The 20,175-nt window shown below is 32.6% G+C and carries 21 protein-coding genes; 14 read left to right on the forward strand and 7 right to left on the reverse strand.

Translation table 11 applies throughout. From position 1 onward, the window contains the following. Positions 1-44 precede the first annotated feature (44 nt). From APR43_RS11720 to APR43_RS11785, 14 genes are all read left to right on the forward strand, one after another. Positions 45-839: an outer membrane protein assembly factor BamD gene (locus APR43_RS11720; RefSeq protein WP_053472138.1), complete on the forward strand. Its 795-nt coding sequence runs from the start codon at positions 45-47 to the stop codon at positions 837-839. 9 nt (positions 840-848) lie between these two features. After that, positions 849-1,166: a DNA-directed RNA polymerase subunit omega gene (locus tag APR43_RS11725; protein ID WP_007807938.1), complete on the forward strand. Its 318-nt coding sequence runs from the start codon at positions 849-851 to the stop codon at positions 1,164-1,166. Between the two features lie 9 nt (positions 1,167-1,175). Continuing rightward, positions 1,176-2,390 carry a bifunctional phosphopantothenoylcysteine decarboxylase/phosphopantothenate--cysteine ligase CoaBC gene (gene coaBC, locus APR43_RS11730; protein ID WP_053472139.1) on the forward strand — a complete coding sequence of 405 codons (1,215 nt, stop codon included), beginning with the start codon at positions 1,176-1,178 and terminating at the stop codon, positions 2,388-2,390. A gap of 69 nt (positions 2,391-2,459) precedes the next feature. Beyond that, positions 2,460-3,350: a DUF4835 family protein gene (locus tag APR43_RS11735; RefSeq protein WP_053472140.1), complete on the forward strand. Its 891-nt coding sequence runs from the start codon at positions 2,460-2,462 to the stop codon at positions 3,348-3,350. A 54-nt stretch (positions 3,351-3,404) separates the two neighbouring features. Continuing rightward, positions 3,405-5,057 (forward strand): DNA repair protein RecN, encoded by a 1,653-nt coding sequence (gene recN, locus APR43_RS11740; RefSeq protein WP_053472141.1) that lies wholly within the window; start codon positions 3,405-3,407, stop codon positions 5,055-5,057. Between the two features lie 100 nt (positions 5,058-5,157). Further along, on the forward strand, positions 5,158-6,348 hold the full coding sequence (gene fabV / locus APR43_RS11745) for an enoyl-ACP reductase FabV (RefSeq protein ID WP_053472142.1): 1,191 nt from the start codon (positions 5,158-5,160) through the stop codon (positions 6,346-6,348). A 120-nt stretch (positions 6,349-6,468) separates the two neighbouring features. Then, a complete protein-coding gene (locus tag APR43_RS11750; RefSeq protein WP_053472143.1) occupies positions 6,469-7,467 on the forward strand; it encodes a glycosyltransferase in 999 nt (332 codons plus the stop codon). Position 7,468: 1 nt separating this feature from the next. Continuing rightward, positions 7,469-8,065, forward strand: coding sequence for a dephospho-CoA kinase (gene coaE, locus APR43_RS11755; protein WP_053472144.1), 597 nt, complete (start codon positions 7,469-7,471; stop codon positions 8,063-8,065). A gap of 59 nt (positions 8,066-8,124) precedes the next feature. Further along, a complete protein-coding gene (locus tag APR43_RS11760; RefSeq protein ID WP_053472145.1) occupies positions 8,125-9,711 on the forward strand; it encodes a sensor histidine kinase in 1,587 nt (528 codons plus the stop codon). Positions 9,712-9,714: 3 nt separating this feature from the next. Continuing rightward, positions 9,715-10,431 carry a response regulator transcription factor gene (locus APR43_RS11765; RefSeq protein ID WP_012025443.1) on the forward strand — a complete coding sequence of 239 codons (717 nt, stop codon included), beginning with the start codon at positions 9,715-9,717 and terminating at the stop codon, positions 10,429-10,431. Between the two features lie 733 nt (positions 10,432-11,164). After that, positions 11,165-12,556 (forward strand): RtcB family protein, encoded by a 1,392-nt coding sequence (locus tag APR43_RS11770; RefSeq protein ID WP_053472256.1) that lies wholly within the window; start codon positions 11,165-11,167, stop codon positions 12,554-12,556. Positions 12,557-12,568: 12 nt separating this feature from the next. Next, positions 12,569-13,174, forward strand: a complete 606-nt coding sequence (locus APR43_RS11775) for a hypothetical protein (protein WP_053472146.1) — start codon at positions 12,569-12,571, stop codon at positions 13,172-13,174. Beyond that, positions 13,162-13,851: a peptide chain release factor H gene (gene prfH / locus APR43_RS11780; protein ID WP_053472147.1), complete on the forward strand. Its 690-nt coding sequence runs from the start codon at positions 13,162-13,164 to the stop codon at positions 13,849-13,851. The genes APR43_RS11775 and prfH overlap by 13 nt, the downstream gene beginning before the upstream one ends. Next, positions 13,838-14,365: a hypothetical protein gene (locus tag APR43_RS11785; protein WP_053472148.1), complete on the forward strand. Its 528-nt coding sequence runs from the start codon at positions 13,838-13,840 to the stop codon at positions 14,363-14,365. Before prfH ends, APR43_RS11785 begins: the two co-directional genes overlap by 14 nt. Before the next feature lie 209 nt (positions 14,366-14,574). On the opposite strand, the gene APR43_RS11795 is transcribed toward APR43_RS11785, so the two are convergent. The 7 genes from APR43_RS11795 to APR43_RS11825 form a co-directional block, all read right to left on the reverse strand. Next, on the reverse strand, positions 14,575-15,321 hold the full coding sequence (locus APR43_RS11795) for an acyl-[acyl-carrier-protein] thioesterase (RefSeq protein ID WP_053472150.1): 747 nt from the start codon (positions 15,319-15,321) through the stop codon (positions 14,575-14,577). A 79-nt stretch (positions 15,322-15,400) separates the two neighbouring features. Beyond that, positions 15,401-15,616: a hypothetical protein gene (locus APR43_RS11800; protein WP_053472151.1), complete on the reverse strand. Its 216-nt coding sequence runs from the start codon at positions 15,614-15,616 to the stop codon at positions 15,401-15,403. Next, complete coding sequence (gene miaA, locus APR43_RS11805) at positions 15,613-16,533, reverse strand: tRNA (adenosine(37)-N6)-dimethylallyltransferase MiaA (protein ID WP_053472152.1); 921 nt, start codon at positions 16,531-16,533, stop codon at positions 15,613-15,615. The genes APR43_RS11800 and miaA overlap by 4 nt, the downstream gene beginning before the upstream one ends. A gap of 153 nt (positions 16,534-16,686) precedes the next feature. Further along, complete coding sequence (locus tag APR43_RS11810) at positions 16,687-17,526, reverse strand: ion transporter (protein ID WP_053472153.1); 840 nt, start codon at positions 17,524-17,526, stop codon at positions 16,687-16,689. 30 nt (positions 17,527-17,556) lie between these two features. Then, a complete protein-coding gene (locus tag APR43_RS11815) occupies positions 17,557-18,918 on the reverse strand; it encodes an exonuclease domain-containing protein (RefSeq protein ID WP_053472154.1) in 1,362 nt (453 codons plus the stop codon). An 86-nt stretch (positions 18,919-19,004) separates the two neighbouring features. Further along, positions 19,005-19,664 carry a YggS family pyridoxal phosphate-dependent enzyme gene (locus APR43_RS11820; RefSeq protein ID WP_053472155.1) on the reverse strand — a complete coding sequence of 220 codons (660 nt, stop codon included), beginning with the start codon at positions 19,662-19,664 and terminating at the stop codon, positions 19,005-19,007. A 6-nt stretch (positions 19,665-19,670) separates the two neighbouring features. Then, positions 19,671-20,165 carry a hypothetical protein gene (locus tag APR43_RS11825; RefSeq protein WP_053472156.1) on the reverse strand — a complete coding sequence of 165 codons (495 nt, stop codon included), beginning with the start codon at positions 20,163-20,165 and terminating at the stop codon, positions 19,671-19,673. Positions 20,166-20,175: the final 10 nt, after the last annotated feature.

Consider the following 20,175-nt stretch of genomic DNA (forward strand, 5'->3'; position numbering starts at 1 on the left):
TACTTTGGCATAATGTCTAAGAAAATCATAATAAAAGTAAATAAATGAAAAAAATAGTATCTCTATTAATTGTTGTAGCCCTTTTTTGTTCTTGTAGTGATTACCAAAAGGCATTAAAAAATGAAGATGTTGCAGCAAAGTTCGAAGTGGCGACAAAAATGTACGAAGCTGGCAAGTATAATAAAGCCATTCGTCTTTTTGAACAATTAGCGCCAACATATAGAGGTAAACCTCAGGCTGAAAAACTTTTTTATATGTTTTCACAGTCTTATTACAAAACAAAACAATACTATCTGGCAGGATACCAGTTTGAAAGTTTTGTTTCAGGATATCCGCGAAGCGAAAAAGTACAGGAATGTGCTTATTTAGGAGCTTACAGTTATTCAAAATTATCTCCGGTTTACAGTTTAGATCAGGCTGATACGGTAAAAGCTTTAGAAAAATTACAAGCGTTTATTGATAATTATCCAAATTCAGAATATATACCTGAGGCAAATAAAACAGTACAGGTTTTAAATGGAAAATTAGAGAAAAAGGCATACGAAAATGCTAAAGGATATAATACAATTTCAGATTATAAATCAGCTCTTGTAGCTTTTGATAATTTTATAGCTGATTTTCCGGGAACTCCTTTCAAAGAAGACGCTTTGTTTTACAAATATGATTCAGCATATAAGTTAGCAATAAACAGTGTTCCTTCAAAAATGGAAGAACGTTTAAATATTGCAAAAACAGCTTATGCAAACTTAATTAAGTTTAAAAGCGATACAAAATATAAAAAAGAGGCAGACGAAATGAATGCCAGAGTTGAAACGGATTTACAAAAATATACTAAATAAAAATAAGTCATGGATTTAAAAAAGACGAATGCTCCTGTTAACACAATAACTTACAATAAAACAGTTATTGAAGAGCCAACAGGAAATGTGTATGAAGCAATTACCATTATGGCTAAAAGAGCAAACCAAATTAATTCTGAAATTAAAAAAGAATTAACTGAGAAATTAGAAGAGTTTGCTACTTATAATGACAGTCTTGAAGAAGTTTTTGAAAATAAAGAACAAATTGAAGTTTCTAAATTTTACGAAAAATTACCAAAACCACACGCTTTAGCTGTTCAGGAATGGTTAGACGGAAAAACTTACCACAGAGGTTCAAACAAATAATATAGTATAATGTCAGTTTTAAACGGAAAAAAGATTTTACTGGGAGTTTCCGGTGGAATTGCAGCGTATAAAACAGCCTCATTAGTACGACTTTTTATAAAAGCAGGTGCACATGTCCAAGTGATAATGACACCTGCTTCTAAGGATTTTGTAACCCCGCTTACATTATCTACCTTATCAAAAAATCCTGTACATTCCAGTTTCTTTAACGACGACAATGAAGATGCTGTATGGAATAATCACGTTGAATTAGGTCTTTGGGCAGATTTGATGCTGATAGCTCCTGCAACAGCAAATACAATGTCTAAAATGGCAACAGGAAATTGCGATAATCTTTTAATTGCTACATACTTATCGGCTAAATGTCCAGTTTATTTTGCTCCCGCAATGGACTTGGACATGTACAAACACCCCTCTACAATTTCTAGTTTCAATGCTTTAAAGCAATTTGGAAATATTATTATTCCAGCTGAAAAAGGAGAATTAGCAAGTGGTTTATCCGGAGAAGGCCGAATGGCTGAACCAGAAAATATCGTAGCTTTTCTTGAAGCAGATTTAGAAAGCAAATTACCCCTTAAAGGAAAAAAAATACTAATAACTGCAGGTCCAACATACGAAGCAATAGATCCCGTACGTTTTATAGGAAATCATTCTTCTGGAAAAATGGGATTTGATATTGCAAATGCGGCAGCAAATCTTGGAGCACAGGTTGTTTTAGTTTCGGGACCAACACATTATAAAGCTAAAAATCCTTCGATTGAAGTTATAAATATAATGTCGGCTCAGGAAATGTACGACGCCTGCCACAAACATTATGATGATTCTGATGCCGCAATCGCAGCAGCGGCCGTAGCAGATTACAAACCAAAAGAGGTTGCGTTACAAAAGATTAAGAAAAATGCAAGTGAGTTTTCGATTGAATTAGAGAAAACAAAAGATATCTTATCCTCTTTAGGAGCTATTAAAAAGAATCAGTTTTTAATAGGCTTTGCCCTTGAAACCGAAAATGAAATTGAAAATGCTAAGCTGAAAATCCAGAAAAAAAACTTAGATTTGATAGTTCTAAATTCTTTGCAGGATGAAGGTGCCGGTTTTAAAAAAGAAACCAATAAAGTAACATTTATTGATAAAAACTTTAATATCGAGCCAATGGAATTAAAATCGAAAGAATTTGTAGCAGTTGATATTTTAAACAAAGTGATTTCACATTTTTCAAAATCATAAAGATTTAAAATATTTTATAAAAAGTAAGAATAGTTGTTCTATTTTTGCTGATAATAAAATTTTATTTGTATGAACAAAATAGTTACACTTTTCGTATTTTTTATTTTTGGCTTTACTCAGGCGCAGCAGCTAAATTGTACAGTAACTATCAATACTGAAAGGCTTCCTACACCAAATCAGCAGGTTTTTAAAACGCTGCAGACTTCTTTATCTGAGTTTGTAAACAAAACAGACTGGACAGGAACTGGATCTGCCTTAAAACAGCATGAAAGAATTAATTGCTCCATGTATATTACATTGTCATCGTATAGTTCTGACCAGTTTACAGGAACTATTCAGGTACAGTCTTCAAGATTAATTTACAATTCGACTTATTCTTCGCCTGTTCTGAATTTTAATGACAAAGACTTTAATTTTAGATACACAGAATACGAACCATTATTGTTTAATCCAACTGTTTTCGAATCAAATTTAGTATCTGTAGTATCTTTTTACAGTTACATAATTTTAGGTATGGATGCTGATACATTTCAAAGCGGGGCCGGAAATCAGTATTTTGAAACAGCTCAAAACATTGCAAGCGTTGCGCAGCAAGGCGGATTTAGAGGATGGAGCCAAACAGACGGGCTTCAAAACCGTTATTATTTAATAACAGATATGCTTTCTCCAATGTATACTGATTTACGTCAGACCACCTTTTTGTATCATACAGGTTTAGATGCCATGAGCAATGATTTAAAAGCAGCAAAAGAAAAAGTAAAATCTTCTTTATTGCTTATAGGAAAAGTAAACTCAGTTAGGCCAAATGCATTTTTGACCCGCGTATTTTTTGATGCAAAATCAGATGAAATAGTTTCTATTTTTTCCGGAGGCCCAAGTATTCCGGTTACAGACTTAACAGATATTTTGAATAGGGTTTCACCTTTAAATAATTCAAAATGGTCGCAAATTAAGTTTTAAAAACTTAATTTTTTTTCCTTTCTTCGTAGCACTTTATTTTTATAATTCCCCTTTATGATAACTTCACTATCGATTAAAAATTATGCTCTGATTGAAAAGCTTTCTATTGATTTTTCAAAAGGTTTTTCTATAATTACTGGTGAAACAGGAGCAGGAAAATCGATTATATTAGGAGCCATTGGACTCGTTTTAGGAAAAAGAGCAGATTTAACTTCATTAAAAAACAAAGAAGAAAAATGTGTTATTGAAGCACATTTTGAAATTTCTAAATACAACTTAAAAGATTTTTTTGCAGAAAATGATCTCGATTATGAGGATGAAACCATAATTAGACGTGAAATTTTACCTTCGGGAAAATCAAGAGCTTTTATAAACGACAGTCCTGTAAACCTTCAGGAATTACAGGATTTGAGTCTTTTTTTAATAGACATACATTCGCAGCAGCAAACTCAGGAATTGTCTGATGAAACAGTTCAATTCAAAATAATTGATGCTATTGCAAATAATTTTGATACCATTCTAACGTATCAAAATCTATTAAAAGTTTATAAATCAGAGAAATCAAAATTAAACGCTTTACTAAAAAAGCAAAGCGATTCAGGAAAAGAGCAGGAATACAATACTTTTTTATTAAATGAATTGGTTTCGGCTAAATTAAAATCTGGAGAACAGGCAGAATTAGAAGCTGATTTTGAAAAACTGAATAACGTCGAAATTATAAAAGAGTCAATTGATAAATCGCTTGTAATTGCTAACGAAGAGCAATTTGGTGTATTTCATAATCTTAATGAAATTAAAAACGCACTCCAAAAGATTGCGCCTTTTTCAGCTGAATATCAAAACTTTTTTGAACGAATCACCAGTATTTCAATTGAATTTGATGATGTTTCAAAAGAATTGCAAAACGCTTCAGAAAAATTATTAAACGATCCGGAGCAATTAGAATTAGTAAGTCAAAAACTGCAGTTAATTTTTAATTTGCAAAAGAAACATCACGTTAATTCTGTAGACGAATTACTTCAAATTCAGGCCGATTTAGGAAATACACTTTTAGAATTAGATAATATTGAGGAAGAAATCGAAAACTTATCTAAATCAATCGAAGAAAAAGCAGCAGAATTAGATGCTTTTGCAGCAACAATTCATCAAAACAGAATAAATGCAATTCCGGTTTTATCAAATCAGTTAATCTCGATTTTAGAAACATTAGGAATGCCAAATGTTCGTTTTAATATGGAACTTTTACCATCAGAAACCTATTTCCAAAACGGAAAAGATGAATTACAGTTCTTGTTTTCTGCCAATAAAGGAACTGATTTTGGTTTATTGAAAAAAGTGGCTTCAGGCGGAGAAATGTCACGTATTATGCTGGCAGTAAAAGCAATTTTAGCGCAGTATTCAAAATTACCAACCTTAATTTTTGATGAAATTGACACCGGAGTTTCGGGAGAAATTGCCATTAGAATGGGTGAGATTATGAAAGAAATGAGTGCCAAAATGCAGATTTTTGCGATTACGCATTTACCGCAGATTGCAGCAAAAGGCGATTCGCACTTTAAAGTTTCTAAAGCAACAGTAGGTGATCATACACAGTCAGAATTAAAGTTACTGTCTCAGGACGAAAGAGTTATAGAAATTGCTCAAATGTTATCAGGAGCAGTCGTTTCAGATTCGGCTTTAAATCACGCCAAAGCCTTGTTGAACTAAAGAAATACTTTATATTTGTCATCGAAAAATAATTAAACAAAACAGGCATAAGTTGTCATTTATCTTGATAATGATTAATTTATGAGTAAATAAAAAGAGTATGATTATAGAACCTAGAATGAGAGGATTTATTTGTTTGACTGCCCACCCAAAGGGAGCTGAGCAAAACGTTAAAAATCAAATTGAATATATCAAATCAAAAGGTGCAATTGCCGGAGCAAAAAAAGTATTAGTTATTGGTGCTTCAACAGGTTTCGGATTAGCTTCAAGAATCACAAGTGCTTTTGGATCTGATGCTGCTACAATTGGAGTATTTTTCGAAAAACCGCCAGTTGAAGGAAAAACAGCTTCACCAGGATGGTATAATTCTGCAGCTTTTGAAGCTGAAGCTCATAAAGCAGGTCTATATGCAAAAAGTATCAACGGAGATGCTTTTTCAAATGAAATAAAAAGAGAAACATTAGATTTAATAAAAGCTGATTTAGGACAAGTAGATCTTGTAATTTACAGTTTAGCTTCTCCAGTGCGTACAAATCCTAATACAGGAGTTACACACCGTTCAGTTTTAAAACCAATCGGACAGACATTTACAAACAAAACAGTTGACTTTCATACAGGAAATGTAACTGAGGTTTCAATCGCTCCTGCAAATGAGGAAGATATTGAAAACACAGTTGCTGTAATGGGAGGTGAAGACTGGGCAATGTGGATCGATGCTTTAAAAAATGAAAATTTATTGGCAGAAGGTGCTGCAACAGTTGCTTATTCTTATATTGGGCCAGCATTAACAGAAGCAGTTTACCGTAAAGGAACAATTGGTCGTGCAAAAGACCATTTAGAAGCTACAGCATTTACTATCACAGATAACTTAAAATCTATTGGTGGAAAAGCTTATGTTTCTGTAAACAAAGCATTAGTTACACAGGCTAGTTCTGCAATTCCGGTTATTCCTTTATATATTTCTCTTTTGTATAAAATCATGAAAGAAGAAGGTATTCACGAAGGATGTATCGAGCAGATTCAGCGTTTATTCCAGGATAGATTATATAACGGTTCTGAAGTTCCTGTTGATGAAAAAGGAAGAATTAGAATTGACGACTGGGAAATGCGTGACGATGTTCAGGCAAAAGTGGCTGAACTTTGGAAAGAAGCGACAACAGAAACGTTACCGGCTATTGGAGACTTAGCAGGTTACAGAAATGATTTCTTAAACTTATTTGGATTTGAATTTGACGGAGTTGACTACAAAGCAGAAGCTAATGAAGTAGTTAATATTGACAGTATCAAATAAAAACATAAATCTTACAGTAAAAACCATCAACCAAAAGTTGGTGGTTTTTTTATGAATATAACCTATCTTTGCTGAAATTTTAAATTTTTAAAATATTCCACTTAAAACCGCATTCCCGCTATGATTTTTTCTTTAATTATACCCGTGTATAATCGTCCGGACGAAGTTGATGAACTTTTAGAAAGTCTTACAAAATCTGATTACAACGAACCTTTTGAAATTGTTCTGGTTGAAGACGGATCATCGATTCCTTGTAAAGATGTTGTAATGAACTATGATGGGAAATTGAATATCTCATATTATTTTAAACCAAATTCTGGCCCCGGTGATTCCAGAAATTTTGGAATGCAAAAGGCGAGAGGGGATTATTTTATCATTTTTGATTCAGATTGTATCATTCCGCCTAATTATTTAACGGAAGTTCGTAAAGCTTTAGATGAAAAATATGTGGACTGTTTTGGCGGGCCGGATAAAGCCTTGAAAAGCTTTTCGAACATTCAAAAAGCAATCAATTTTGCCATGACCTCTTTTCTTACTACAGGGGGGATTCGCGGCGGTTCTGAAAAAATTAATAAGTTTCAGCCAAGAAGCTTTAATATGGGAATTTCCAAGAAAGCTTTTGAAGCGTCAAAAGGCTTTGGAAACATTCATCCCGGCGAAGATCCCGACTTATCGATCCGTTTATGGAACTTAGGATTTGAAACCAGACTGTTTTCTGAGGCTTTTGTGTATCACAAACGTAGAATTGACTGGGAAAAATTCTCCATTCAGGTAAAAAAATTCGGCATAGCAAGACCAATATTAAACAGTTGGTATCCAGAACATAATAAGCTTACTTTCTTCTTTCCAACCGTATTTATCGTAGGTTTATTGATAGCTTTTTTACTATTAATTTTCAATATTGATATTTTATTACAATTATATTTTGTATATTTCGTTATTATTTTTCTTACAGCAAGTATTCAAAATAAAAGTATCAAAATTGGGTATTTATCGGTTATTGCTGTTTGGAAACAATTTTACGGTTACGGAACAGGATTTTTGGAATCTTTTGTAAAAGTTATTTTATTAAAGAAGAAACCACAAGAAGCTTTTCCTCGTATGTTTTTTAAGATATAATATGACAAAAATTATCGGCTTGACCGGCGGAATAGGAAGCGGTAAAACAACAATCACTGCTTTTTTTAAGGAAATGGGAATTCCTGTTTACATCGCAGATGATGAAGCTAAAAAGATAATGCAGTCAGCAGAAATTATTACTGCAATAAAAAATGCTTTTGGAGAATCGCTCTTTGAAAATAATGTTTTAAACCGGGCAAAATTAGCTGATATTGTTTTTAATGATGCAGATAAATTAACAGTTTTAAATTCGATTGTACATCCTGCAGTAAAAAAGGATTTTCAACATTGGCTGTCTCAAAATAAAAATGAAGCATTTGTAGTTTACGAAGCTGCCATTTTATTTGAAAGCGGAAAATACAAAGAATTTGATTATATAGTTACAGTTACTGCTCCAGAAGAAGTAAGAATTGAAAGAGTGATGAAGCGTGATAATACAACACGCGAACACGTTTTAAGCAGAATGAAAATGCAGTGGGATGATAAAAAACGAATTTCTTTAAGCAATTTTGTAATTAATAACAGTAATCTTAAAATTGCTAAAGAAGAAGTAGTTGAAATTCTTAAAATTTTGAAAATAAAACAAAAACAGTCTTAAATGTTAATATTTGGTTAATGTATTATTTAGTATATTGTTAAAATATTAATTTTGTTTCGATGAATAAATTATTTTTTAGAATACTTGTTTTACTGATGAGTTTGTCCTTGATAGGGATAATTCTAGTGCAGGTATTTTGGTTTAACTCTTCATTTAAAAATAACGAAGAGCAGTTTAAATACCACGTTACCCAAGTTATCGGAAATGTAGCAGACAAGCTTGAACAGCAAGAAGAATACAGTTTTTACGATAAATATAACCGCATAAAAGACAGCACAGGTAAAATTCCCAAAAAAGAGGACTTACTTCAGGTGTTTTATGTACAAAGAAATGCAAAAACAAATAAAACAATTGTTTATTCTAATACACTGACTTCTGAAGATTACGATATAAGCGGATCGTTTTTTAATAAAAAATTCAGCAGTGAGCGATTTAAGAATTTCAGCTCTAAAAGAGTAACCGAAGTTTATAATAACAATAACGGAATTGATAATAACAATTTAGGTCAAAGCATAATACCGGACCTTACAATTGAAAAATCAGGAAGTTTAGATATTTTAAATAAAGTTCAGCAGCAAATTCAGTATAAAGATATTGCGTCCTTAACTCCAATTGAAGGTAGAATTACTAAAGATAAACTTTCTAAGCTTTTAAAGAAAGAATTACAAGAATACGGAGTTAAAACCAAATTTGAATTTGGAATTTATAGCAGTGGTGTTCCAACCAAAATTAAATCGGATGGATTTCACTATGATAAAGAGGCAACTTATAATATTCCGATATATACTGATAACGAAGGAAATAGCAGATATGAATTGTCAGTTACATTTCCTCATAAAAAGAAATTTTTACTATCAGAATTATTAAGCATTACTATTTTATCAATAGTTTTTACATTAATTATAATAGTTGCATACACAAGTGCCTTAAATCAATTGTTGCGTCAGAAACATATTTCTGAAATCAAAACAGATTTTATAAATAATATGACGCACGAGTTTAAAACTCCAATTGCGACAATAAATTTAGCACTTGATGCGATTAGAAATCCTAAAATTATTGAAGATAAAGACAAAGTCTACAGATATCTTCAAATGATTAGGGATGAAAATAAAAGAATGCATGCCCAGGTTGAAAACGTTTTACGTATTTCTAAACTAGAAAAACGTGAACTTGATATCACTAAAGAACCAACTGTTGTAACTGATGTAATTGACGATGCAATTGAGCATGTAAATTTGATTTTAGAAGATAGAAAAGGTACAGTAGTAAAACATTATAACGCAGCAAGAACGACTTGTTTGATCAATGAAGTTCATTTTACAAACGTTCTGGTTAATATTTTAGAGAATGCCATAAAATATTCACCTGATACTCCTGAAATTGAAATTTTTACAGAAAATGTAAAAGACATGATTTTGATAAAAGTAAGAGATCATGGTTTGGGAATGAGTAAGATAGCTCAAAAACGAGTGTTTGAGAAGTTCTATAGAGAACATACTGGAGACCTTCATAATGTAAAAGGGCACGGCTTAGGTCTGGCGTACGTAAAAAGAATTGTAGAGGACCATAATGGTCAAGTATATGTTGAAAGCGAAAAAGGAAAAGGTAGCACCTTTATTATAAAAATACCATTAATAAATTAAAATATGGAAAATACTAACAAAAGAATACTTTTAGTAGAAGATGACCTAAATTTTGGGGCGGTTCTTAAAGATTATCTAATGTTAAATGACTTTGAAGTTACTTTAGCTAAAAACGGTATGGAAGGTTTCGAGAAATTCAAGAAAGACGTTTACGATTTATGTATTCTTGATGTAATGATGCCTTATAAAGATGGGTATACTTTAGCAAAAGAAATTAGAGAAAAGAACAGCGAAGTGCCAATTATCTTCTTGACAGCAAAATCTATGAAAGAAGATGTGTTAAAAGGATACAAAGCTGGTGCTGACGATTATTTAAATAAACCTTTTGATTCAGAAGTTTTATTGATGAAAATCAAAGCGATTATTCAAAGAAAATCAGCTGATACAAAAGCAGAACAAGTACAATTTGAATTTAATATTGGTAAATTCCACTTAAACTCAAAACTTAGATTCTTGACTTTCCAGGATGAAGAGCCAATCAAATTGTCTCCAAAAGAGAATGAATTGCTTAAAATGTTAATTCTTCATGAAAATGACTTAATGCCAAGAGAATTAGCTTTGACTAAAATCTGGAGAGATGACAACTACTTTACTTCAAGAAGTATGGATGTTTACATCGCTAAACTTAGAAAATACCTTAAATCTGATGAAGATGTTGAGATTCTTAACATTCACGGAGAAGGTTTCAGATTAGTTGTGAAAAGCAAAGTTTCTGAATAACGAATTCACCTAAAAACAATATAAAAGCTCTGAGAAATCAGGGCTTTTTTTATGTTTAGAAAGGAATTAAATGTCAACAATCTTTTGTTAGATGCACTGCAGTGCATCTCTACATTTTAAAATTCTGATTGATTTATAAATAATGTATATCGTAGAGACGCACAGCAGTGCGTCTACGCAAAGAGAATCGCCAATCTTTGTCGATATATATGTGCGATTTCTTCTTTCAGTCGAAATGACAAAAAAGGCATAAAATACTAGAATTTTTAATTTTATTTCCACAGGATATACTGTCCTCATTTTCAAAACAATAACTTCTTGTTTGGTGAGGAATTTAATGCCGGAAATATTTTTCATACGACTTTTCTGAAAAATAAATTTGGAAAATCAAAAAACAATTCTGAATATTTGCAGACGAAAAAAATAATAACCCTTTAAAAACGAAGAAAAATGTTTGTACTTACATTGACATCACAAAGCTTCACACCAAACGGATTTGGTGCAGCACTTCTTCGTGGCTTATTTCAATCTTAGAAATACATTTTTAGATATATAAAAAAGCCCGAAGACATTTAGTTTCGGGCTTTTTTTATTCTAGACACTTCAAAATTTTCCCGAAGAATATTTTACAAACTATCCGAAAGGATAAAAAATCCGCATGCTTATTTCATTTTGAATCCTTGATTGGCTTCAATCTGATTTGATTATGCATCAACATAATTATAAAAAATTTATGGGAAATAAATTAACTGGAAAAGACCTGATTAAATTGGGTTTTCCAAAGAACAATTCAATAAACATCGCCTTAGGGCAGATAAACAGATATAGAAAAAGAGAAAAAAAGGAATCTATTCTAACAGAGGCAAAAGACGTTCTGCTGAATCCTGAAAAATTTGAAGGTCACGGAGCCTGGGGAAAAGTTGCAGAAGGTTTGATAAAACCGGTTCAGGTAAGAATGCATCAGCTTAAAGCAACAAGAGCTCCTTTTACTATTTTTGGTGAAAATGAAATTGACCAGCAGGCAAAATTTCAATTGTATGATTCGTTGAAACTGCCAATTTCAGTAGCCGGAGCTTTAATGCCGGATGCACATTCAGGATATGGATTGCCAATAGGCGGAGTTTTAGCAACAGATAATGCTGTGATTCCATACGGAGTTGGAGTTGATATTGGATGTCGAATGAGCCTTTCAATTTTTGATTTGCCAGCGTCGCATTTCAAAGGAAAAGAACATCAGTTAGAAGCAATTTTAAAAGACAATACAAAATTCGGAATGAATGAAACACATGTTTCAAGAGTAGATCATGAAGTTTTTCATAAAAGTGAATTTCAGGATATTCCGTTACTAAAGAATCTTTTGCCAAAAGCCTATAAACAATTAGGAAGTTCAGGCGGAGGAAACCATTTTGTAGAATTCGGAATTGCTAAAATTGATAATCCGGAGAATGAATGGAAGCTTGAAAAAGGCGAATATTTCGCAGTTCTTTCACATAGTGGTTCTCGTGGTTTGGGTGCAAATATTGCAAAACATTATACCTATTTGGCAACAAAACAATGTCCGTTACCAAAAAATGTACAGCATTTAGCTTGGCTGGATTTGAATACACACGATGGTCAGGAATATTGGCTGGCAATGAATTTAGCCGGAGAATATGCAAAAGCCTGTCACGATGATATTCACAGACGAATTGCCAAAGCGATTGGGAAAAGAGTAGTGGTAACAATTGAAAACCATCACAATTTTGCATGGAAAGAAATGGTAAACGGTCAGGAATGTATTGTGCACCGAAAAGGAGCAACTCCTGCTGGAGAAGGTCAATTGGGAATTATTCCCGGTTCAATGACTGCTCCGGGTTACATTGTAAAAGGGAAAGGAAATGTGGAGAGTTTAAATTCTGCTTCGCATGGTGCCGGACGTCTGTTTTCGAGAGCAAAATGCAAAAGTACTTTTACACAAAGCGAAATCAAAAAGGTTTTGAAAGCCAATGATGTAACCTTGATTGGTGGAAATATTGATGAAGCTCCAATGGCATACAAAGACATTACAAAAGTAATGGCAAACCAAACCGATTTGGTCGAAGTCTTAGGAACTTTTACGCCGAAGATTGTTAGAATGGATCGTTAAAAAAGTAAAATTATGGAAAGATTTCAAGATGAAAATAAATGGTTGGGTAATTTTTATAACGAGATAATAGTTAAATGTCCAAAATGTGAATCTAAAGCAGTCTTGAAACAAGTAGCTAGAGATTGTAAATGTGGAAATTGTACCAAAATGTCTTTTGAGTGTAAAACTTGTTTTTATAAGATTGATGAACCCATTTATCAGTACAAAGCATATGGGAGACACTATTGCAGTTATTGTTTTGAAAAATTCGATTATGAATCTCAGATTTTTAAAGAAAGACCAGAAATGTATCAGGTTAAATGCCCGCATTGTAGTTTTCAGGAAGAAATAAAGCCGACCATTTATGAAGTTAGGGAAGAACCTAAAAATGATGGTTTAATAAGAGACGACTGGCATGATTTACCTCTTTGGTTTCAAAAGGAAATCAAAGGAAAGGTTTTTTGGGTTTACAATCAGGAACATATGACGTATTTAGAAAGATACATTAAAGCTGGTTTAAGAGAAAGAAATAATAATGGTAGTGGTAATGGAACAATGGTTTCAAGACTTCCAAAATTTATAAAAGAAGCGAAAAATAGAGCAAAGCTTCTTAAAATATTAGAAAAATGGAAAGAATAATTCAAATAACAGCGGGTCGCGGACCTGCAGAATGCACTTGGGTCGTGGCCCAAGTGCTTAAAAAAGTGTTGGAAGAAGCGCAAGATCAACAATTAGATGTTGTGCTGCTTCAACGAGAAGTTGGAGAAGAAAACGGAACGGTTGAAACAGCTTCAATTTCGATTAAAGGAAAAAATGCAGACCAATTTGTAAAATCTTGGATTGGAACAATTCAGTGGATTGGTCAGAGTCAGTTTAGGAAAATGCACAAACGCAAGAACTGGTTTGTTGGCATTTTTGAAATCGAACCGCAGAAAAATGATTCAGTTTCAGAAAATGATATTCAATATCAGGCAATGAGAAGTTCGGGAGCTGGCGGTCAGCACGTAAACAAGGTGAGTTCGGCAATTCGGGCAACGCATATTCCAACAGGAATTGCAGTAGTTTCTATGGATAGCCGTTCGCAGCACCAAAACAAAAAACTGGCAACAGAAAGATTATTAAAAAAACTAGAAGACGAGAAACTGGTTCAGCTTAAAAATCATGTGGGCAAACAATGGGAAAACCAACTCAATATTGAGCGTGGAAATCCTGTGAGGGTTTTTACTGGAAGTGATTTTAAAAAGAATAAAGTAGAGAAAAATTACAAGGGAACTCGTCAGAAATTAAAAAACGATTTAAGAAATGAAAACAATTGATAAATACCTTTTTCAGGCTTTGGATAATTATCCGTATTCGCTTGAAGAAACGATTGAATCTTTAGATTATGCTTTTTCTTATGATTCAAAAAATACAATGGTTTTGTGTTTATACGGAAGAATTCAGGCTGAACAATTAATGAATTATGAAGAAGCTAAAACCTATTTTCAAGAAGCTTTAGCAATTAATATTCATGCGCTTGAAGTTTATCCGTATTATTTGCAGACTTTAATTTTAAACGAAGATTATGAGGAAGCACAAAAATTAATTGATTTTGCTTTAACGATAAAAGGAATCAATAAATCTGATATTTACGTTAAAAAAGCGATTCTTTTTGAAGCACAGCATGAGTTTAAGAAAGCTTTAAAAGAAATTAAAAATGCTAAACTTCATTCTTTACAATTTGCTTATGAATGCAATATTAGTGAAGTGGAGAAAAGAATTGAAGGTAAAATCGATTTGCTAAAGAAAAAAAAGAAATCTAAAAAAGATTCTAAAAAGAAATCAAAGTGATTTTGATTGAAATAAAAAACGATGCAAAATTGCATCGTTTTTTTTAGTTAAATACTCAAAGTTTGTCATTTCGACGAAGGAGAAATCTTCGCAAGTAGCTCCGCATAGATAATTTGCCAATCTTTGTAGAGTTTCTTGCGGAGATTTCTCCTTCGTCGAAATGACAATATTGTGATAAAGTAGGGTGTTTAAAATTTCCGAACTTCTATTTATTTCCAATGCAGCTCCAAAGCAAAGCAAGTTTTTTCACCTTTTGTAATGCTGAATGTCGCTGTTGTATGATTATCGTCTTCGCTTTCGTGAATTACAACATTATCTTTTAGCGAAAGCTCTTTCATGAAATTCATTTCGAAGCTTTTAATTTCTTGTTTCATAATTCTTTTTGGATCAACGTGATCTAAACACCATTCCAGATATTTCACATTATTTACATGATTTACAATGTCTAAATCAGATAAATAAACTGTTTTTTCAAAAACAGCTTCTTTTTCGTGATTGATGTTTATTTTTGAGAAGCCTTCTTCTGTTGCTCTTTTTTCTGGGAATAATTCGAAATGCTCGTATGGAAGTGCTAAAGCTTCAGGACGACGCGCTTGTGTATTGAAAACTGCCCAATAGGTTTCGCAGCCTACGATTTTTTTCCCGTTTACGTACATTTCTAATGCACGAACAGAACGTGAATTTTCCAGACTGTTAATCCATGTTTTTACGGTTACAACATCCTGCCATTTTGGTAAGGCATGAACTTCAACGCGCATTCGGCTTAAAACCCAGGCTTGGTGAAATTCCTGCATATCATAAAAACTAATTCCTCCAATTTCTGAATGTGCTGCGGCGGTTAATTGTAAAATATTACACAAATCGGTATATTTTAAGAAACCTGTTGGTGTGCATTGTGTGAAATTGATTTCCCAGTCTTTACTTAAAACTGATGTGAAATTTGGAGATATTGGCATTTTTTGATTTTAGATTTTAGATTGTTGAGTTTAGATTTTTTCTATTAGAGAATAGAAGAAAGATGAAAGAGAATAGATTTTATATTTTGGATTTTTTGAAATATGCTGATACTATTTTAAAGCTTATAAAAATAAGGCTTAATACGATTATTCCAAAAAATATAAATCCTGTAGTATCTAAATTTTTAAAATTTGGTTTTTCAATTTTTTTCTTAAGTGTTGTATAAAATGCTGTAGTTAAAACAACTGTGCAGAAAACAAAGAAAATATCTCCTATTAGTTTTAAAAATTTCATTTTATTATATTTTCTATGTAATCTATAATTTCTTTTCTATCTGCTGCATAATCAAACCATTTTGTGTTTTCATTTCTCTTGAACCACGTTAATTGTCTTTTGGAGAATCTTCGGGTGTTTTTTTTGATTTCTTCAATGGCAAATGGCAAAGTGAATTCTTCGTCAAAATAACTAAATAATTCTCTATAACCAACGGTTTGAAGTGCATTTAACGCTTTATTAGGATACAAGGTTTTTGCTTCTTCTAATAAACCTTCGTTCATCATAATGTCAACTCGCTGGTTGATTCGGTTGTAAATGATTTCTCTGTCAGCGTCTAAACCTATTAAAATAGGAGTGAAGTTTCTATTGTTTTTCTTTTGATTTAGAAATGATGAATACGGTTTTTGTGCTCCAATGCAGACTTCTACAAAACGCATCATTCGCTGTGGGTTTTGCAGTGTTTGTGGATTTTCTAGAGTTATTTTTTGATAATATTCTGGATCCAGGTTTTTTAATTGTTCCTGAAGATATTCAATTCCGAGTTTTTCGTAATTTGAATTTACTTGGGAACGGACTTCTGGATCAATTTCCGGGAATTCGTCGAAGCCTTTTAAAATAGCATCAACATATAATCCTGAACCGCCAATAAGAATTACAAAGTCATTGGTTTGAAATAGTTCTTCGATTTTGGCTAAAGCTTCTTTTTCGTAATCGCCAACGGTGTAATTTTCGAAAATGGATTTATTTTGAATGAAATGATGTTGGGCTGAATTAAGTTCGTTTTGATTGGGAACTGCGGTTCCAATGGTCATTTCTTTAAAAAACTGACGGCTGTCGCAAGAAACGATTTCGCATTTAAAATGTTGTGCCAAAGCAATACTTAAGGCTGTTTTGCCTATAGCAGTTGGTCCGACAATGGTTATTAGGTATTTCATATTTTTTAGCCCAGATGGAAATGGAAACCCCGGACTTATATTTGTTCGTTTTTTTTGGTGTAAAAGAGCGACCGGCGGAAGCTCCTTTTATGCCTTAAAAAAACAACAAAGATAAGGAGGAGTTGTAATGTACAGATGGATTAGCTCCATAAATTAATTATTTGGCAATTGGGTTCCGCATTCGTAGCAGTATTTAGCGTTGTCAAAATGTAATTGCGATTGACATTTTCTGCATGTTTTTTTACCGCTTACTGTGTTGTTTTTTAAAGTATTTTTTGCAAATTCTGCTGTTACAATTCCGGTTGGAACAGCAATAATTCCATAACCTAAAATCATAACTAATGCTGCAATAAATTGTCCTAGAGGTGATTGAGGTGAAATATCGCCGTATCCCACTGTTGTTAAGGTTACTATTGTCCAGTAAATTCCCATGGGAATACTGGTAAACCCTGATTCTTTGCCTTCGACTAAATACATAACCGAACCGATAATTACGGTACTGATAAGAACGAAATAAATGAATACTAGAATTTTCTCTTTACTGGCTTCTATAGCGTCCTTAAGCTGTGCAGATTGATGTGAAATTTGCGGGATATGTAGTATTTTGAATAATCTGAAAAAACGTAATGCCCTGACAATTGATAAAATGCTTGCACCGGGAAAAAATATGGATAAATACATTGGCAATACGGCAAGTAGATCGATGATTCCGTAAAAACTAAAAATGTATTTAATTGGTTTTTGTATCGAGATAATTCTTAGAATATACTCAATTGTAAAAAAGACAGTAATCGCCCATTCGCAAATAAGCAGTTGTTCATGATACTTTTGACTGATTCCTTCAACTGTATCGAGCATAATTAATAAAACGCTCAATAAAATCAAACCTAAAAGAACTAAATCAAACATTCGTCCTAAAATGGTGTTTGTGCCATACAGGATAATTTTGATTTTTTCTCTAAAGGTTTCGTATTTTGATTTTCTATTTTTCATATCTACGAAGATAATGAAAGTTTTGTTTTGTTAAAAATGGAGTATTTTAAGGGATTTGCTCTTACGGATGTAATTTTGGATTATGTTTTTTACATCGCGATTATGAGGCATTGGAATTAGGATATTTTTTAGGATTTCAATATTGTTAATCTGATAGTTAAGATCATAATAAGCATAACCCTGATAGGTTCCGTTTTCGATTAAAATAGCGCTTCTTTCGTTTACATTTCGGCCTCTGTCAATTAAAATCATGCTTTTGTTTTCGAAACTGTTTTCAGAGATAAACTGCTGTACTCTCAAATTATAAATTTCCGGAGTGACTTCGCCAATACATGCTCCGTCGCATTCTTTTATTTTATATTGAAAACACTCTTTTTTACTTTGGTATAATCCGGTTAACTTTTGACACAAATGGTATTTTGCAGTGAATTTAAAAAGTGCGTTTTTACCTTCCTGTAAAGAAGCATAAGATGTAATTTCTTTTTTACGTCCGTCAGCTTTTTCAAGTTTTAAGTTTATATAACCATTTGAATCTTTTTCTGCATATAAGGCAAATGGGAAAAATGATTTTTTTTGCGAGCGGTTGTATCTTGGACGGTTAATTTTTACTTCCTGGCTTTCTTTTAAAAGAGCAATTAATTCACTTCCGGTTTCATCATAGGTTATGGTAAAAACTTCGGTTTGTATTTTTTTACTTTTTGTTGTGATTCCGGTAAAATGCTGATTAATTCTCTTTTTAATATTTTGGCTTTTGCCAATGTATATTAGGGTTCCACTTTCATTATAAATATAATACACGCCGGTTTTAGCTGGCATTTGGCTTAAAAGATCCAGGAATTTTGGCGCAATTCCTTTTTCGATTTCAAGTTTTATAAAGTCTTTTACAATTGTTTTTTCGACATCTTTTTCAAGCAGCATTTTGAAAAGCTTTGTGGTTGCCATGGCGTCTCCGCTGGCGCGATGTCTGTCGGCCATTGGAATTCCGAGGGCACGCACTAGTTTTCCTAAACTGTACGATGGCTGTTCTGGAATTAATTTTTTGGCTAATTCAACTGTGCAAAGCGTTCTGGCTTCAAAATCGTAGCCTAAACGTCTGAATTCTGTTCGTAAAATTCGGTAGTCAAAAGATGCGTTGTGTGCGACAATAACGCAGTCGGTAGTTATTTCGATAATGCGTTTAGCAACTTCGTAAAACTTTGGAGCAGAACGTAACATAGCATTGTTGATTCCGGTCAGTTTTACTACGAAAGGCTGAATCGGGATTTCAGGATTTACAAGGCTTATGAACTGGTCAATTACTTCATGTCCATCAAATTTATAGATGGCAATTTCAGTAATTCCTTCTTCATTAAACTGTCCTCCAGTGGTTTCTATGTCTAGTATTGCGTACAAATTAAGTGTTCAGTCTCAGTTTTTAGTATTCAGTTTTTTTGTAGAGGCGCACCGCAGTGCGTCTTACGATAGGTGATTTTTGAGAGTTAACGACCTCCAAAAATGCTGCTTCCAATGCGAACCATTGTGCTGCCGCATTCTATTGCAAGTTGATAATCTCCGGACATTCCCATAGAGATAGTATTCAGTTTGCAGTTTTCAGTTTGCAGTGTTTGAATAGAATCAAAAATCGATTTTAAATGGGTGAATTCTTTTTTTATTTGATTTTTATCTTCTGTAAAGGTTGCCATTCCCATTAAACCTAAGATACGAATATTTTTTAACTCTTTAAACTCCACAGAAGTTAAAAGTTCATTTAATTCGTTTTCGTCTAAACCAAATTTAGATTCTTCTTCGGCAATATATATTTGAAGAAGACAATCTATTGTTCTGTTATTTTTTAAAGCTTGTTTGTTTATTTCCTGTAATAATTTCAAACTGTCAACACCGTGAATCAAACTCACAAATGGTGCCATAAATTTGACTTTATTCGACTGAACATGACCAATCATATGCCATTGAATATCTTTTGGCATTTGTTCCCATTTCTCAGTCATTTCCTGAATTTTATTTTCTCCAAAAATATGCTGACCGGCTTCGTAGGCTTGCATTAAGTCTGAAACAGGTTTTGTTTTTGAAACGGCAACCAGAGTTACATGTTCAGGTAAAGTTTCTTTAATTGTATTTAAATTCGATGTTATTGACATTTTAATTTATTTTTTTGAAAGCTGAATATGTAATCTTTCATTTCTTTCTGACGAAATGTAAAAATCTATCTTTTTATCTTCCATTTTTAATTTAGAATCAAATCCAGGTCCTTTTGCCTCATTTTCTAAATATGTGTAAAAAGACCCCATATCACTTTGATACAGATTTCCAAAAATCTTATCATAGCAGTTAACAGAACCACAAAAATAACCTACTATTTTATCATCAAGATTAACAACTATTACTTCAAAATTTGCTTTTAGGTTTAAGTCCCTTAAATATAGAATTAAAAAATTGTGTTTTCTTTCTTTGTCAAAACTTTGAGTACTTTTAAAGACACAATTTTCGTATTTCTTGTTGTTAATATCTAATTGATAGTTATTCTCTTGTTTTAAGATTCGGGTTGTTCCAAAGAAATATTTAATAATCATTGGTTTGTACCAATAAAGAGCAATTAAGCTAAAAACAATCAAAATGACTAAAGAAAATACTCTTTTCATACAGCTATTT

It is taken from the genome of Flavobacterium sp. NLM (assembly GCF_002210235.1).
GTDB lineage: Bacteria > Bacteroidota > Bacteroidia > Flavobacteriales > Flavobacteriaceae > Flavobacterium > Flavobacterium panici.